Here is a 15,528-nt window from a genome sequence, read left to right as displayed (position 1 = left end):
TGACCGAGGCCAAGGCTCCTGCCTCATGGCTCCCTCGGCGCCCTCGGTCCGGACCGCCGTGTCGCCGGTGCGCAAGCCCGTTGAAGCATCCCCAGCCGACCTGAGGTGCCGACGGCGATCGATGACCTGCACTGCCTCAGATCAAGTGAAACAGCTACTGTCCGTGATCTGCTATCAGCCGCTCCACCGGCTTACCGGGCCGACTACTGCGACTGCCAGCGGCCTGTTCAGTTCGGTTGCAGGTCGATGGCGGCGGTGATGGTGGCGACGGTGCCGACCCCGGTCAACCCGCCCGTGCGCCGATGGCCACGACGTCCGCCTCCAGTCTGTGGATTGCGCAACCTCGCGATGGCGCGCTACCAAAGGCGGCGCCAGGCCCCATCCGCGTACCGGATCTGGTCGCAGTCACCGCGGATCCCGTCAAATACGCCGCGATCAACAAGGTCTTGCACGGCGGTGACCGTGGCTGCGTCAGCACCCGGGGACAGCCGCTGGACGTCCAGGGGCGCGGTCCATGAGGACCTGCCGGGCTCCAGCGCGGCGATCACCGAGTACGGCCAGCCCGGACCATGATTGCCTGGCCCTTGCCCCGGCCGTAGGTGTGGCACAGGATCCGTTCCGGGCTGGTGTGCGCCTCCGGCCGCAGCCAGCAGGTGTCAACGGCGGACTAGAACTGACCCCTCCCGGACGGTTTGGGATTGACCCCCCGTCAGGTCGGCTTGGTCTATTTGTCCCGGTTCTTCGCGAGTAGCTCGCGGCGGGCGCGGGTGCGGAACGAGTCGCCGGCCAGGGTCAGGACCTCGGCGTGGTGGACGAGCCGATCGATCATCGCGGCGGCGACGACTTCGTCGCCGAAGACTTCGCCCCAGCGTCCGAACGGCAAGTTCGAGGTGACCAGGATTGAGGCCTGTTCGTAGCGGGACGCGACGAGCTGGAAGAACAGGTTCGCGGCGTCGGTGTCGAACGGGATGTAGCCGACTTCGTCGATGATGATCAATCGGTAGCGGCGGATCTTCTTCAGCTCGGCTTCGAGAGCCCCGGCGTGGTGAGCCCGGGCAAGCCGTGTGATCCAGTTCGTGGCGGTGTCGAACAGCACCGAGTTGCCGGCCTGGGCGGCCTTGATGCCCAGACCGATCGCGAGGTGCGTCTTGCCGATCCCGGGCGGTCCTAGCAGCACGACGTTGTCGGCTTTGGGGACGAACGTGGCGGTGGCCAGATGCGCGAGGACGTCCTTGCGCAGGCTGGGCAGGTGCTCGAGGTTGAAGTCGTCCAGGGTCTTGATCGCCGGGAAGTGCGCGGTGCGGACCCGCATCATGTTCCCGGCCGATTCACGGTCGGCGACCTGCCGTTCCAGGACGGCGGCGAGGTATTCCTCGTGGGACCAGTTCGCGTCCCGGGCCTGGTCGGCGAGGTCTTCCCAGACCCGGCCGATGGTGGGGGTTTTCAGCACCCGAGCCAGGTAGGCCAGTTTCGACGTCAACCCGTCCGGCCGGCTCGCGATGGCGCCCGGCGCCGCGGTCTTGCTGCGTGTGGTGGTCATGAGATCCCTTCAGCGATGGTCGGTTCTGACGGGCGCTCGACGGGGTGCGGATCGAAGTCGACGCCGAACAGGTCGTCGTAGTCGGGCAGGGCGCGGATGGCCACGACGTGGCCGTCAGCGTGGCTTCTGGTGCCCTCGCGGTCGAGCTCGCGGCGGCGTTGCGCCAGCTCGGCGCGCAGCAGCCTGGCGGTGGCCTGGTGGGTCGGGTCGGTGATCGTCTGCCGGGTTGCCCAGCAGCGATCGTGTTCGGCGACGACCTGCCCGGCGCAGGACGCCACGACCCGGGCCGGGTCGGCGAACACGTCGACGAACCGGCCGATCGCGCGGGGGTCCACGCTGTAGTCGTTGCTGTCGACCCGCACGTAGTAGTCGCGGCCCAGCCGGACCCGGTGGGTCAACCCGACCGCCGGCGCCACCGGCGGCAGGCCGACCATGCCGGCCCGGTCGGCGTCCCACCGCTGGGCCGGCGACGCTCCGATCGCGCGCACGTGCCGGACGTTCGCCCGGGTCGTCAGCCAGTCATCGATCTGGATGTTGAAGTCGAACGGCGAGGTGAACGTGCGGCCTGGCAGGAACGACGTCTCGAAGTAGCCGTTGCGCCGCTCGACCAGACCCTTGGACTCCGGATCCCGTGGCGGCGCCAGCCGAATACCCACGCCCAACGTCCCCGCGAACGACGTCGCCTCGGCCGTGAGCTTCCCGGTCCCGCCGATTGCTGATTCCCGGTCCCAGACCAGCGTCCGCGGACACCCACCCCACCCGCCGATGATCTCCCACATCCCGGCCAGGATGTCGCCTGCCCGCCGCGACGGGATCATCACCGCGTCCGTCACCCGCGAATGCCCACACGTCATCGCCAAGACCGGCAACACCCGCCGCTGACCCGCCCCGACCGGGATCTGCGGCTCCGGGAACCACAGATCGCACTGCGCGACCTCACCCGGCCGGTACTCGATGCGGTCCGCCGGGTCCGGCGGCACGAACAACGGCCGCAACCGCCGAACCCGATCCTTCAACACCGTCAACGACCGCGTCCACCCGACCCGCTCCGCGATCACCGGAACCGGCATCGACGGCCACTGCGCCAGCAACGACCGGATCTGCGGCTCGAACGCATCAACCGACGAACCCCGCGGCCCACGCTCACGCCGCGGCGGCTCAACCGCACGCACCGCCGACCGCACCGTGTTCCGCGACAACCCGAACCGCCGAGCGAGCTCCTTGATCGGCACACCCTCAGCCAGGTGCAACCGCCGGATCTCGGCCCACTCCTCCAACTTGATCACCCCTCCAGATTCACGGAGAGGGGTCAATTCCAATCCGCCGCCAGGGGGTCAGTCTCAGGCCGCCGCCGACAGCAGGTGATGTCCACCGCGAGGACCAGCCGCCCGTCGACGGCCCGTGGCAGTGGTACCGCGGCCAGCGCCGTGCGAAGCCGCTCGACGTCGACACGTCCGTCGGCCAGCGCGGCATATACCGAGCCGTGCCCTCGGCGGTGCTCTGTGGCCTCACTCTGGTAGGTCGTAGACGCGTTTCCTGTGCAGCGCCCGCCAACGCGTGGGTGACATCCCGAATCGCGCGCGGAACGAGCGTGAGAAATGCGAGTGATCGGCGAAGCCACAGTGATGGGCGACGTGGGAGATCGTGACGTGTTCTGTCGAGGGCGCTTCGAGCATCCGTGCGGCCTTGTCGAGACGGCGTTGACGGATCATGTCGCCGAGATCGATGCCGCGGCCCGCGAGAATGAGGTAGACGTAGCGCTCGGAGATCGAGAAGGCGTCAGCGATCGAACGCGCGCTGAGACTCGTGTCCTCGAGCCGAGCCTTGACGTGCTCCTCGATGCGAATCGCCAGCGACGTCGCTGATGCGGCCCGACCCGGTGCGGTGTCTGCGACCACCCGGGTGAGGAGAAGGCGGATGAGGGCGAGCGTCGAATGCTCCAGGGACCGCTGCTCCCGGTCGGACGCCTGCGGCGCGGTGCGTCCGGTGCTGCGAAGGAAGGCGGAGACGGCGGCGGCGGTGGTGCCGTCCGGCCGTATCGCACGGTGGAGCTGCCGGTGGATCACGTCCCACGGGAGTTCCAAAGTGTCGAGCGGGAACTGGTAGCTGAACCGTCGGGCGCCGGGGGTGAATGCCAGGCGATAGGGTTCGGCGGTCGCATACAGGGCCACGTCGCCCGGATGCAGCTGGACCACTGTTTCGTCGCGGATGACGGTGGCCACTCCGTGATCGACGACGCTGACTGTCAGCCCCGGTGGTGTGCTGTCCCGTGACAGCCGCTCGGTGCGGACGACGTCGCCGCCGCCGGCCCTGGTGGAGAGCAGGTGCACGGAGCCGAGGTCGGCGACGCGTGACCGCACGATGACGTGTGAGCCGGGGTGCGGGTCCAGTTCGAGGGGTACGGGAGCCCGCAGCATCTGGTCGCGAAGGAAGTCGAGGTCGTCGGTGATCGGGAACTCTTCGAGGTCCAGCATGATCGTCATGGCATTCCTTCCCTTGCCGACCCTGGATGATGGTAGCCAATTGGCGATACACCGTCAGTGCGCAGCGCGCACAAACCGGTTCGGTGCCGTTCAAGACGAAGCGGTTCCGGGCGTGGAGCCTGGAGGCAGGTTCTTCAAGCGAGACGGACGGAGACGATCATGGCAGTCAGCGCGAACCCGCCGACCCCGACGGAGCAGGAGCGGGCCGACATTGCTCGGGCGAACGAGTCGGGCCGGCGCCCGGTCATGTTCGTGCACGGGTTGTGGCTGCTGTCGAGCAGTTGGGACAGGTGGCGCACGGTGTTCGAGGAGGCTGGGTTCAGCACTGTCGCTCCCGGCTGGCCGGACGATCCGCCGTCGATCGAGGCCGCTCGCGCCGACCCCGATGCGTTCGCGTCGAAGATGGTGCAGGAGGTCACCGATTACTACCTTGCCGCAATCGCGGAGTTGGCGGTGCGGCCGGCCGTCGTCGGCCACTCGTTCGGCGGGCTGATCGCCCAGAAGATTGCCGGCGAGGGCGCTTCGGTGGCTACCGTCGCGATCGACCCGGCGCCGTTCCAGGGTGTCCTCTCGGTGCCGTTCTCGTCGTTGAAGTCATCCGCGCCCGTGGTCGGCCACCTGAGCAGCCTGAAGCACGGTGTGACGCTCTCCTTCGATGAGTTCCGGTACGGGTGGGCCAACGCGCTCGAGGAGGACGAGGCTCGCGCCCTGTACGACGAGTTCCACGTCGCGGCCCCCGGAAACCCGATCTTCCAGGTGGTGTCCGCAAACCTCAACCCGTTCGCCGAAACCAAGGTCGACACGAAGAATCCCGACCGCGGCCCGCTGCTGCTGATTGGCGGCGAGGCCGACCACACGGTGCCGGTCAAGCCGACGGAGCAGGCGTACAGAATCCAGTCGAAGAATCCGGGCGTCACCGAGCTCATCGTCCTTCCGAACCGGGGACATTCGCTGACGATCGATCACGGCTGGGCCGAGGTCGCCCAGACGTCACTCGACTTCATCGTGCGCATGGGTGCGCTCACGATCAACCCTGCCTGACCGTCACCCGGACTTTCCGCGCAGCGACCGCTGCGGGTGCCGCAAGGAGTGTTCGATGCCGGACGATGTGGGTGGCCTGCTGCGCGACGTGGCGAAGGAGCAGCCGACCCTGGGGATCAGGTTCCGCACCGGCGGCCCCACCGACGCCGGGTCATGGATGTCCTACCCGGAACTGCTTGATCAGGCGCTGGTCTGGTTGGCGGGGCTGCGTGCGGCGGGGGCTGGCGCCGGGGACCGGGTCGTGCTTCTGCTCGACCGCCCGGAGGAGTTCATCCCGCTGTTCTGGGCGGCGATGTCTGGGGCGATGACGGTGTGTCCGGTCCCCTCGACGGCCAGCGCCGAGTCGATCGGCCATGTTGACGAGTTGCTGGGCCGACCCCTGTTCGTGGTCCGGGACCAGCGTCTGCCCGGCATCAGATCGGTGGCTCTGAGCGAGTTGGGCGGCGGGGACCCGGCGGTGCCGACGGTCGCGGCCCCGGATGACGTCGCGTTGCTCGTGCTGACGTCCGGGTCGACCGGCCGACCCAAGGCGGTCGTCCTACGGCAGTCGGCTGTGCTGGCCGGCGTGGCGGCCAGTGCCGCCGCCTTGGAGCTCGGGCCGGACGACGTCGTTCTCAACTGGCTGGCGCTGGATCACGTGGCCGCGCTGTCGGAGACGCACCTGTTGCCGATGGCGGCCCGAGCGGGGCAGGTGCAGACCACTCCTGGACAGGTGTCGGCCGATCCGATGTGGTTCCTGGAGGTCATCTCGCGCGAGCGGGTTACCATGGCGTTCACGCCGAACTTCCTGTTGGGCTTGCTCAACCGGGTTGAGCCCGGCCCCGGGCTCGACCTGTCGTCGCTGCGGTTGCTGGTGTCCGGCGGGGAGGCCAACCCGGTGCCGACCGCGCTGACCTTTCTCGACCAGTTCGCCTCGGCGGGGCTGCGTCGCGACGCGCTCTGCCCGGCGTTCGGCATGACGGAGATCATGGCCGGCGGCCTGTACAACCGGACCTTCCCCGAGCGTGGCGCCGATGGCGAGTTCGCGGCTGTCGGCCAGCCGGTTCCGGGGCTGGCGCTACGCCTGTCCGAGGATGGTGAACTGCACCTGCGCGGCTCGATGCTGACCTCGGGCTACCTGGGCGATCCGCGGGCCAACGCCGACGCGTTCACCGCTGACGGCTGGTTTCGGACCGGGGATCTGGCCCGTGTGGACGGTGACATGGTCACGCTGGTGGGCCGGGCGCGGGAGAACATCATTGTCAACAGCGTCCGCTACTACAGCCACGACCTAGAGTCCGTACTCGAACGCATCGACGGGGTGGACAGTTCCTTCATCGCGGTGTTCCCGGTCCGCTATCCGGGCGACGACACAGAGCGCCTGACCATCGCGTTCGCCTCGACCCTCCCCGCCGACGACGAGGCGGGCCGCCACCGGCAGCTGGTCACGATCCGCGACACTGCCACGCTGCACTGGGGATTTCGCCCATCGATCATTCTCGTGCTGCCTCGCTCAGCGTTCGTCAAGACGAGCCTCGGGAAGATCCAGCGGCGCGCGCTTCGCGCGGCGGTCGAGGAGGGCAGGTTCGCCGCCGAACAAGCCAGTGCCGACGCGCTGCTCACGCTCGGCCGGCCGGAGTACGTCCCGCCGGCCGGCGCCGGTGAGAAGGCCGTCGCCGACCTCTTCGCCGGCCTGTTTGGCCTCCCGCGCGGCGAGGTGGGGGCGCTCACGAGTTTCCTCGACCTCGGTGGCACGTCGCTGGACACGCTCACGCTCAAAGGCTCGCTCCGCGCCGTCGCGCCGCACACGGAGCTCTCGCTGTCCACCATCCTGGCCGCCCCGACCGTCCGCGGCCTCGCCGCGATGCTCGACGTCGAGGCGGTGGCCGCCTACGACCCGGTGGTGACCCTGCAGGCGGGCGGCACCGGCGCGCCGCTGTTCTTCATCCACCCCGGCACCGGCGAGATCCTGGGATACGTCCACCTCGCCCGGCATTTCGCCGGAGAGCGGCCCTTCCACGCGCTACGGGCCAGGGGGTTCGGCCCCAAGGAACGGCCGTTCGACACCCTGGCCGAGCTCGTGGACTGCTACACCGAGGCGATCCGGGCGGTGCGGCCCGATGGGCCCTACCTGCTGGCCGGGTACTCCTTCGGGGGCATCGTCGCGTTCGAGGTGGCCAAGCGACTGGAGCAGCAGGGTCAAACGATCGCCTTCCTGGGCTTGGTCGACATTCCGCCGCACGTCGGCCCGTGGCTCGGCGCCCTCGATCCCACCCGGTCAGCGATCATCCTCACGCTGTTCCTGGAACTGGTGGATCGGAACACGGCTGACGGGCTCCCCGCTCAGCTCGACGGGCTGCCGCGTGACCAGGTGCTCGCCGCGCTGTACGCTGCCTGCTCGCCCGCCCGGCTGAGCGACCTCGACCTCGACCTGGGCCGGTTCGCCGCCTGGGCCGACCTCACGTACGCGCTCACTTCGTTGGGCGCCACCTACGTCCCCACCGGCACGGTCGGCACTACCACAGTCTTCCAGGCCCGTCCCCTCACCGGCACCCGTGACGAGTGGACCCGCCAGCTCGCCTCCTGGCGCGACCACAGCCGGGACCACACCGAGCTCATCCACGTCGCCGGGGAGCACTACACCGTCATGGCACCCAGGCACCTCATCGGCTTCCAGGCCGCTTTCAAGACGGCCCTCGCCACCGCACTGCGCCGGCATCGCGAGTAGCGGCGCGACCCCGGAGGTCTCATCCGGTCAGACGGTGACACCGGCGACCCGGGCGCCACAAAGGTCAGCACCACCGACCCCGCAACGCCAATCTACATCCGCCTATTTAGCGTGAGCCGCGGAGGGCGGTCCTGCCGTTCTTGACCGTTCTCATACCATCGGTGCGTCCGATGTCGAGCAGCACGCCGATCGGAGGGGCCCTCGTGCTCAAGCGCTTGCAACGACCGCTCGCCCGCGCACTTGCGCCACGCCCAACCACTGTTCGACGCAGTCGGCTCAACGAGCAAGGGGCCACCGGGGGCAAGCCAGGTAGGACAGCAATCAGAACCGTGACTACCACCTTCGTCGTCGGCGTGGTCGCCGCGCTCGCGGTGTCCGTCGCCGCCATGCTTACCGACTTTGGCAAATCGGTCGTTGAGGACGCCGCCGACGCGCCGGCCATCGCTGTCACCGCGATCGTTGAGCGGGACCAGAACATCCAGGGCGAGACCTGGATACTCCCCGACCCGCTGCAGCCATTACCGCAGGACGACGCACTGCTCTCCAATCCGTACGGGCAGCAATCCGACAAGGACGCCGGAAACATCGAACCATTCCGCGCCTGGGCCCGCACCCACGGCGGGGCTGACCCAGAGGTCACGTTCCTCAAGCTCATCGTAGAAGGACGACGGCGCTCGACGATCCGCGTCATCAACGTCAGCGCCGTAGTCATGGACCGAAAGGAGCCACTATCAGGAACATTGCTGGCAGCCGGCCCCGAAGGAGGCGGCGCCCTGACACAGATCGGCTTCAATCTCGACGAGAACGATCCGGTTGCGCGGACAGTTGACGAGGACACCGGCGAGTTCGGCAAGCCGTACTTCAGCGCCACGGAGACAAAGACTTTGGATCGTGGCGAGCAGGAGGTCTTCCAAATCACCGCCAGCACACACCGAGCCTTCGTGCAATGGTGCGTCGAAGTAAAACTGCTCATCGACAGCAAGATCCAAACGCACCGCAAGTGCCCGGAGTCCGGACCCCTGCGCACCACGGCATTCAAGTGGAAGGCCGGTGTCGCGATCAAGGACCGGACCGGGCACGACATCGATACCGGCGCCTATCAATCACTGTATACGTGGGCGTTCGACCAATACCCGAACAGGTTCGTCCGCAAGGACCCACAACAGTTCCACTGGTAGCCGCCGCATCCTCGACCCTGCCAGCCGACGGTCAGCGCTCGGCCGAGCGCTCCCTTGGACATGCCAGGCGACCACCAGCGGCACAACCCATCTCGACCAAAGAATCCGGACACGTACAGAAAGCCGCGACAACCTTGTGGTTTCCCTTGGCGTCGGACCCCGAGCAGCCGATCACACCCGATCCGGGTGAGTTCACGGGGTGGGGCTGGTATCCACGCGCCGAGGCCGCCGCCTGGCCAGCCGAACGCACCGACCCGCAGCTGGCCCGGTTCCTCACCAAACTCGGCCAAGTGCGAGCCACAACCGCTGCAGGAGCCGCTGATGCCAGCCGATAGCCGACGCCGCCACGTCGCAGCCGGTGCGAACGCGCCGTACACGGTGCCGGTGGACCTGCTGCTGCTCTACACCCGAGGCTCAGAGCTGCTGGTCGGGTTGCGGCAGGGCGGATTCGCTGCTGCGGAATGGGACACTCCGTCAGGCAAGCTGGAGCCGGGCGAGTCCCTCGAACGCGGCATGGCGCGGGAGGCGTTGGAGGAGACCGGGCTGCGGCTACCGCCGCAGCAGCTACAGGTCGTGGCGATGACACACTGGCACCCGCCGGACGGGGTGCCGCGCATCGGCGTGTTCTTCCACCTCGAGGCCGACCCGGCCGTGCACGGCGTCCCGTTCATCGCCGAACCGGCCAAGTGCGCCGAGCTGCGATGGGCGCCGCTGGACGCGTTGCCCTCCCCGCTGCTGCGCTACACCGCGATCGGCGTCGAGCTGTTCCGGTCCGGGCGCTTCTACGCCGCGGCGGACTGGCCCCACGAACTCGACCCCGGTGCGGGTGTGGGCGGGGCGGGTTGACGTGCGGCGGATCGCGATCGTCGGGGCGGGCGGTGCTGGCAAGACGGTCTTGGCCAACCGGCTCGGCGCCCTGCTCGGGCTGCCGGTCACCCACCTCGACGCACTGCGTTACAACCCCGGCTGGAACACCGTGCCGGAGGCCGAGTTCGTCGCCGCGCAACGCGCCGTCGTAAGCAGGCCGGCGTGGATCGTCGACGGGAACTCCACGGCGAGCATGCCGGTCCGGTTCGCTGCCGCCGACACGATCATCTTCCTGGACCTGCCGCCGCTGGTGTGCCTGTGGGGCATCGCCCGGCGTCGGCTGCGCTACCGCGGCGGCCGGCACCCGGACGGTGTCCACGACCGCATCACCGTCGCGTTCCTGCGCTACGTCATGGCCTTCAGGCGTCGGCACGCGCCGAGAGTCCGGGCCTGCATCGCTGAGCACGGCGCCCACGCGGTCCTGGTCGACGTAACCAGCCGTCGCGAGGCCAACCAGCTCATCGCCCGGCCACGTTCAGGACGAGACACCCGCGGCCCTGCCGGGTTGTGAAGGCCACGTCATCCACCCAAGGCCCCCACTCAAAACGGACGATCTACCAGCTGCGGACACAACACTACTGGCCAGCGGGGTCCGCGGCTCGTTCACCGCCGGGATTGGGCAGGCGACGGGTGACGCGCAACAGCACATACCCCAGGGTGGTGTCGAGGAACGCGGCGGTATCGGACAGCGCGGCGATCAGCGGCAGGCCACGGCCGTGCAGCTGGTCCGGCTGAAGGGGCCACGTCGGTCCCGCCTGGTTGGCCAGCGCCGCCGAGGTTCGGTTGTCTTCTGAGACGTCCAGAATCTGAAGAACACAACCGCTGGGCCAGTCCATCGTCGGTGCCGTCGGTGGCACGGTTCGGGTCGAGCCAGGACCGATCGCGGCGGCGACCAGTGTGCCGGTACTGGCCGCCTGGATCTCCGACGTCGCCTGCTCGCAGCGGGCCGCCGCATCCCGCGCCGCGAGTGCGTGTACTGGAGGGGCGGACCGCCGGAGCCGTTTGTGTGGTGCGGCAGTGACAGGCTCCGGCGGGCGGGTGGTTAGCCGGTGATGAAGCCTCGGCAAGAGTGGTAGACGCGGCTGACATGGCTGACGAACACTCGGTCGCCCGTGACATTCTGGTGCTTGGCCCAGCGGGTGAGGAATGGCTAGTGTCCTGCGTCAAAAGTTCGTCGGTTAAGTGTGAGTAGGATGGTGGGATGCCGAGGACCGGGCGTCCCACTACCCCGCTGGTGCTGACTGATGAAGAGCGATCCGTGCTGGTTCGGTGGTCGCGGCGGGCGAAGACGGCGCAGGTGCTTGCGATGCGGGCGCGGATTGTCCTGGCGTGTGCTGAAGGTGCCTCGAACGCCGACGTGGCAACGAATTTGGGCGTGCATCCGGACACGGTCAGCAAGTGGCGCCGGCGGTTCGTGGCGATCCGCCTCGATGGGTTGATTGATGAGCAGCGGCCGGGGCGGCCGCCGTCGATCGGCCTTGACCGGATCGAACAGGTTGTGGTGACGACGTTGGAGCAGACGCCGCGCAACGCCACGCACTGGTCGCGTAAGTCGATGGCGGAACGGTCCGGGATGTCGAAGTCCACGGTCGGCAGGATCTGGCGGGACTTCGGATTGAAGCCGCACCTGGCGGAGACGTTCAAGCTGTCCACCGATCCGCAGTTCATCGAGAAGGTCGTCGACGTCGTCGGCTTGTATCACAACCCGCCGGAGCGGGCGGTCGTGCTGTGTGTCGATGAAAAGTCCCAGATCCAAGCTCTCGAGCGGTCCCAGCCCGTGCTGCCGATGATGCCCGGCATGCCCGAGCGGCGCACCCACGACTACCACCGCAACGGGATCACCAGCCTGTTCGCCGCGTTCAACATCGCCGACGGCACCGTGATCAGCGAACTGCACCGCCAGCACCGGGCCGCGGAGTTCAAGAAGTTCCTGACCACCATCAACAAGACCGTGCCCGCCGATCTGGACGTGCACCTGGTCTGCGACAACTACGGCACGCACAAGACCCCGCAGATCCGCGCCTGGCTCGCCCGGCACCCCCGCTTCCACATGCACTTCACCCCGACCGGCTCATCCTGGATCAACCAGGTCGAACGGTGGTTCGGGTTCCTCACCGAGCAGAAGATCCGCCGCGGCACCCACAAGAGCGTGCAGTCACTCGAAGCAGACATCCGATCGTGGATCACCGACTGGAACAGCAATCCACGACCGTTCATCTGGACCAAGACCGCCGAAGAGATCCTCGAGTCACTCGCACGATTTTGCCGACGAATTTCTGACGCGGACACTAGCTGTCCGGGCGTGCGGCGATGAGCACGGCTCAGTCGAGCCCACTACGCTGGCGGGATCGTCCCCGATTCGACTACAAAGGACCACATGATCCGGGTGTACCTGCTGGACGACCACGAGGTGGTCCGTTTCGGCCTGCGGGAGATGCTGGAGCGGGAGGGTGACATCGAGGTCGTCGGGGAGTCGGGATCCGCGGTCGATGCGACGCACCGCATCCCGGCGCTGCGGCCCGATGTCGCTGTACTGGACGGTCGGCTGCCGGACGGCAGTGGTATCGATGTGTGCCGCGACGTCCGTTCGGTGGACCCGTCGATCAGCGCCTTGATTTTGACGTCGTACGACGATGACGAGGCGCTGTTCGCTGCGATCATGGCCGGCGCGTCTGGCTACGTGTTGAAGCAGATTCACGGTACGGACCTCGTCGACGCGGTCCGGCGGGTCGCGGCCGGGCAGTCACTGCTGGACCCGGCGGTGACCGCACGCGTGCTCGACCGCATCCGCAAAGGTCCTGAGCAGCCGGACGAGTTGAAGAACCTCACCGAGCAGGAGCGCAAGATCCTGCTGCTCGTGGCTGAGGGGCTGACGAACCGGGAGATCGCTGAGCGGATGTTCCTGGCCGAGAAGACGGTGAAGAACTACGTGTCCAGCTTGCTGTCCAAACTTGGTCTGGAGCGCCGCACGCAGGCGGCGGTGCTGGCGTCGCGGCTGTTGCGCAAGCCTACGATCTGACCCGTGACTGACGATGTGACGAACGAACCGGGCGGCGGTTCACCTGATTCACGGGCGAACTGGCGGCCGGAATTGTCGTTGCCGGAGCTGTCCCGGGTGGACCTGGACGCTCTGCTGCAGGAGCTGCTGACCCGGGTCGGTGCCGTGATGACCAGCCGGGAGCGGCTCCGCGCGTTGCTGGACGCGGTGGTCGGCATCGGCCACGACCTCGACCTGCACAGCACTCTGGAGCGCATCGTGCAGGCCGCCTGCCGGTTGGCCGACGCTCGCTACGGTGCGCTCGGTGTCATCGGTGCGGACGGGATGCTGGTCGAGTTCATCAACCATGGCGTCAGCCCGCAGGAGCGCGCCGCCATCGGCGACCTGCCCCGCGGTCACGGCGTGCTCGGCCTGTTGATCGAGGAGCCGCGGGCGATTCGGCTCGACGACATCACCCGGCACCCCCGTGCGTACGGGTTCCCGGCCAACCACCCGCCGATGCACAGTTTCCTCGGCATGCCGGTGTGTATCCGCGACCACGTCTTCGGCAATCTGTACTTGGCTGAGAAGCGCGGCGGGGAGCAGTTCACGCAGGACGATGAGGATCTGGTCGCGGCGCTGTCCGTCGCAGCCGGTGCGGCGATCGACAACGCGCGGCTCTACGCGCAGGCCGAGCGGCGGCAGCGTTGGCTGTTGGCTGCGGCCGAAATCACCGCAGTGCTGCTGGGTGAGGTCCGCCGCACCGAGGCACTCGAGCTCGTGGCGACCCGCGCCCGCGAGGTCGCCGAGGCCGACCTGGCCATGGTGCTGCTCACCGAGGAAAACAGCGGCGGAGACGCGGCGCGGTTGCGCGTCGAGGTCGCGGTCGGCGGGCCGGCCGACGCGACCGGATGGTCGATCCCGGTCGCCGGCAGCGACTTCGCCGACGTCCTTGAACACCGCCATGTCGCGGTCGTCTCCGACCTCGGCGCATCGGCGAACTGGCCGGTACTGCTGCCCACTGGCACCGCGTTACTGGTGCCGCTCGCGGTCAGTGGTGTCGCGCTCGGCGTGCTGGTGGTCGCGTTCGGCACCGGCGGCGCACCAGATACAGAGAGCATGGAGCTGGCGATGGTCGAGGCGTTCGCCGGACAGGCGGCGCTGGCGCTGGAACGGGCCCGGGCGCAGGACGAGCGGGAGATGCTCGCCGTCGTCGGCGATCGCGAGCGGATCGCCCGTGATCTGCACGACGTGGTGATCCAACGGCTGTTCGCCGCGGGGATGCAGCTGCAGAGCGCCGCCCACCTGACCGGGCAGCCCGACGTGCGGCAGCGGGTCGAGCGGGTCACCGACGACCTCGACACGACGATCCGGGACATCCGCGGGGCGATCTTCGAGCTGCGTGCCGTCTCAACGTACAGCTTCCGCAAACAGATCCGTGACCTGGTCGACGAGGCCCGTGACGCGCTCGGGTTCCGTCCCGCCCTGCGGGTCGACGGCCCGGTCGACACCGCTGTTGCCGATGGCCCTCGAACAGCGATGCTGGCGGTACTGCGCGAGGCGTTGAGCAACGTCGCGAAGCACGCGAACGCGTCCGCTGTGTACGTTACCGTCACCGCTGACGGCGGCCGGCTGGAACTGACCGTCGAAGACAACGGCGGTGGGATCACCTCCACCGGCACCGACGCACCAAGCGGGAACGGTCTGCCGAACATGCGGGCCCGGGCCGCCGATCTCGGCGGCGACTGCACCGTGGAGCCAGTGACTACCCGCGGCACCCGAGTCGCCTGGCATGTGCCGCTGCGACGTCCGTAACGGCCGGTGCTGGTCGATAACGTCCTGCACCGGCCGCCTGGCGGTTGAGCTGACCGTCGGGGCGTACCCGAACCGCAGGACCAGCTGCGGGCCGTGGGCCCGGTGCACCAGTGCCCGGAGGTCTGCGCGGACGGCTGGCACCTCGATTGGCTGTGAATACATCGCGGCGGCGAGACCGAGGTAGGTGGCGGTGAGCAGGACCCGCTGCAGGACCATCCCGGCGCGGACTTCGTCGGCCGGGCCGTCACCGTGCACGCCGATGACGGCCACCAAGGGTTCCTGGGTCGGGTCACGGGTCTCCTCGTGTTCGGGGCCGCCGAAATCCCGGCGGGTGAACAGTTCCGCCGGGTGCGGCGCGGCCCCCGCCGCCGTCAGGTCGATGCCCTCAGTACGGTGGTCCGCGGCGCGGGTCCAGGACCGCACCTCCCTGATGTAGGCGGGGTCCGCGTTCAACGCGGCGTCGGCGGTGCAGATCAGCGCTGCGAGCGCGGCGATGTCCGGCTGTGCGGTGACGATGTCGAGCCACCCGCCTTCCTGCTGAGCGGCCTGCGTCAGCTGGGCCAGGACGCCGGCTTCGACGGGCTGTCGGCGAACGGTTGCCGGGTCGTGTGCCGGCGGCGGATCTGGCGGTGGAGGCGGTGCTCGACCGGGGTCGGCGGGCGAGGCGGCGCGGGCATGAGGTGGACCAGGACCCCGGCACGGCCGAGCCTGAACTCGGCGGGCGTCCCGGCAGCGGCCAGTGTGAGCCGCAGGTTGTAGGCGGCCGCGCCGCAAGGAAACCCGCGCTGCCCGACCGTCGCGGTCCGCCACCGGCAGTCTGCGGTCAGGGTCGGCGAGGACGTCGATGCCGTCATCGACACGCCGGAACCGCCACGGCTGCGTGTTGTGGATCGACGGCGCCCACACCGCTTCGGCGACCG

At 68.6% G+C, this 15,528-nt stretch carries 13 protein-coding genes and 2 pseudogenes; 8 read left to right on the top strand and 7 right to left on the bottom strand.

What is annotated here, in order from left to right; all coding sequences use genetic code 11:
• Positions 1-451: 451 nt before the first annotated feature.
• The 5 genes and pseudogenes from ACQP00_RS21060 to ACQP00_RS21040 all read right to left on the bottom strand — a co-directional run.
• Positions 452-664, bottom strand: a pseudogene (locus ACQP00_RS21060) (transposase); the annotation flags it as partial.
• A 60-nt stretch (positions 665-724) separates the two neighbouring features.
• Complete coding sequence (gene istB / locus ACQP00_RS21055; protein WP_433221585.1) at positions 725-1,540, bottom strand: IS21-like element helper ATPase IstB; 816 nt, start codon at positions 1,538-1,540, stop codon at positions 725-727.
• Positions 1,537-2,826 (bottom strand): IS21 family transposase, encoded by a 1,290-nt coding sequence (gene istA / locus ACQP00_RS21050; protein ID WP_433221583.1) that lies wholly within the window; start codon positions 2,824-2,826, stop codon positions 1,537-1,539. Before istA ends, istB begins: the two co-directional genes overlap by 4 nt.
• A 62-nt stretch (positions 2,827-2,888) precedes the next feature.
• Positions 2,889-3,041: pseudogene (locus tag ACQP00_RS21045) on the bottom strand (transposase); the annotation flags it as partial.
• A gap of 7 nt (positions 3,042-3,048) precedes the next feature.
• Positions 3,049-4,023 (bottom strand): helix-turn-helix domain-containing protein, encoded by a 975-nt coding sequence (locus ACQP00_RS21040; protein WP_433221581.1) that lies wholly within the window; start codon positions 4,021-4,023, stop codon positions 3,049-3,051.
• A 159-nt stretch (positions 4,024-4,182) separates the two neighbouring features.
• Here ACQP00_RS21040 and ACQP00_RS21035 point away from each other — a divergent pair, with 159 nt between their 5' ends.
• From ACQP00_RS21035 to ACQP00_RS21015, 5 genes are all read left to right on the top strand, one after another.
• Positions 4,183-5,064 carry an alpha/beta hydrolase gene (locus ACQP00_RS21035; RefSeq protein WP_433221579.1) on the top strand — a complete coding sequence of 294 codons (882 nt, stop codon included), beginning with the start codon at positions 4,183-4,185 and terminating at the stop codon, positions 5,062-5,064.
• A gap of 55 nt (positions 5,065-5,119) precedes the next feature.
• A complete protein-coding gene (locus ACQP00_RS21030) occupies positions 5,120-7,771 on the top strand; it encodes an alpha/beta fold hydrolase (RefSeq protein ID WP_433221577.1) in 2,652 nt (883 codons plus the stop codon).
• A 329-nt stretch (positions 7,772-8,100) separates the two neighbouring features.
• Positions 8,101-8,949 (top strand): hypothetical protein, encoded by an 849-nt coding sequence (locus tag ACQP00_RS21025; RefSeq protein WP_433221575.1) that lies wholly within the window; start codon positions 8,101-8,103, stop codon positions 8,947-8,949.
• A 321-nt stretch (positions 8,950-9,270) separates the two neighbouring features.
• Entirely contained in the window at positions 9,271-9,795 is a 525-nt protein-coding gene (locus ACQP00_RS21020) for an NUDIX domain-containing protein (protein ID WP_433221573.1), read from the top strand.
• Between the two features lies 1 nt (position 9,796).
• The gene (locus ACQP00_RS21015; protein ID WP_433221571.1) at positions 9,797-10,327 is read left to right on the top strand and encodes a topology modulation protein; all 531 of its coding nucleotides are present in this window, start codon (positions 9,797-9,799) and stop codon (positions 10,325-10,327) included.
• Positions 10,328-10,391: 64 nt separating this feature from the next.
• Here ACQP00_RS21015 and ACQP00_RS21010 read toward each other — a convergent pair whose 3' ends face one another.
• A complete protein-coding gene (locus ACQP00_RS21010; protein WP_433221569.1) occupies positions 10,392-10,652 on the bottom strand; it encodes a hypothetical protein in 261 nt (86 codons plus the stop codon).
• A 365-nt stretch (positions 10,653-11,017) separates the two neighbouring features.
• Between ACQP00_RS21010 and ACQP00_RS21005 the strand changes: the two genes are divergently transcribed.
• The 3 genes from ACQP00_RS21005 to ACQP00_RS20995 all read left to right on the top strand — a co-directional run bounded on the left by ACQP00_RS21005 (position 11,018) and on the right by ACQP00_RS20995 (position 14,608).
• The gene (locus tag ACQP00_RS21005; RefSeq protein ID WP_433221567.1) at positions 11,018-12,130 is read left to right on the top strand and encodes an IS630 family transposase; all 1,113 of its coding nucleotides are present in this window, start codon (positions 11,018-11,020) and stop codon (positions 12,128-12,130) included.
• A gap of 63 nt (positions 12,131-12,193) precedes the next feature.
• Positions 12,194-12,835, top strand: a complete 642-nt coding sequence (locus ACQP00_RS21000; RefSeq protein ID WP_433221565.1) for a response regulator — start codon at positions 12,194-12,196, stop codon at positions 12,833-12,835.
• Between the two features lie 147 nt (positions 12,836-12,982).
• Positions 12,983-14,608: a GAF domain-containing protein gene (locus ACQP00_RS20995; RefSeq protein ID WP_433223934.1), complete on the top strand. Its 1,626-nt coding sequence runs from the start codon at positions 12,983-12,985 to the stop codon at positions 14,606-14,608.
• A gap of 551 nt (positions 14,609-15,159) precedes the next feature.
• Here the strand turns inward: ACQP00_RS20995 and ACQP00_RS20990 are convergent.
• Positions 15,160-15,462 (bottom strand): hypothetical protein, encoded by a 303-nt coding sequence (locus ACQP00_RS20990; RefSeq protein WP_433221563.1) that lies wholly within the window; start codon positions 15,460-15,462, stop codon positions 15,160-15,162.
• Positions 15,463-15,528: the final 66 nt, after the last annotated feature.

Source organism: Dactylosporangium sp. CS-047395 (assembly GCF_050942185.1).
GTDB lineage: Bacteria > Actinomycetota > Actinomycetes > Mycobacteriales > Micromonosporaceae > Dactylosporangium.
The sequence above is the reverse complement of the archived record's forward strand: the minus strand, read 5'-3'. Positions and strand labels throughout refer to the sequence as shown.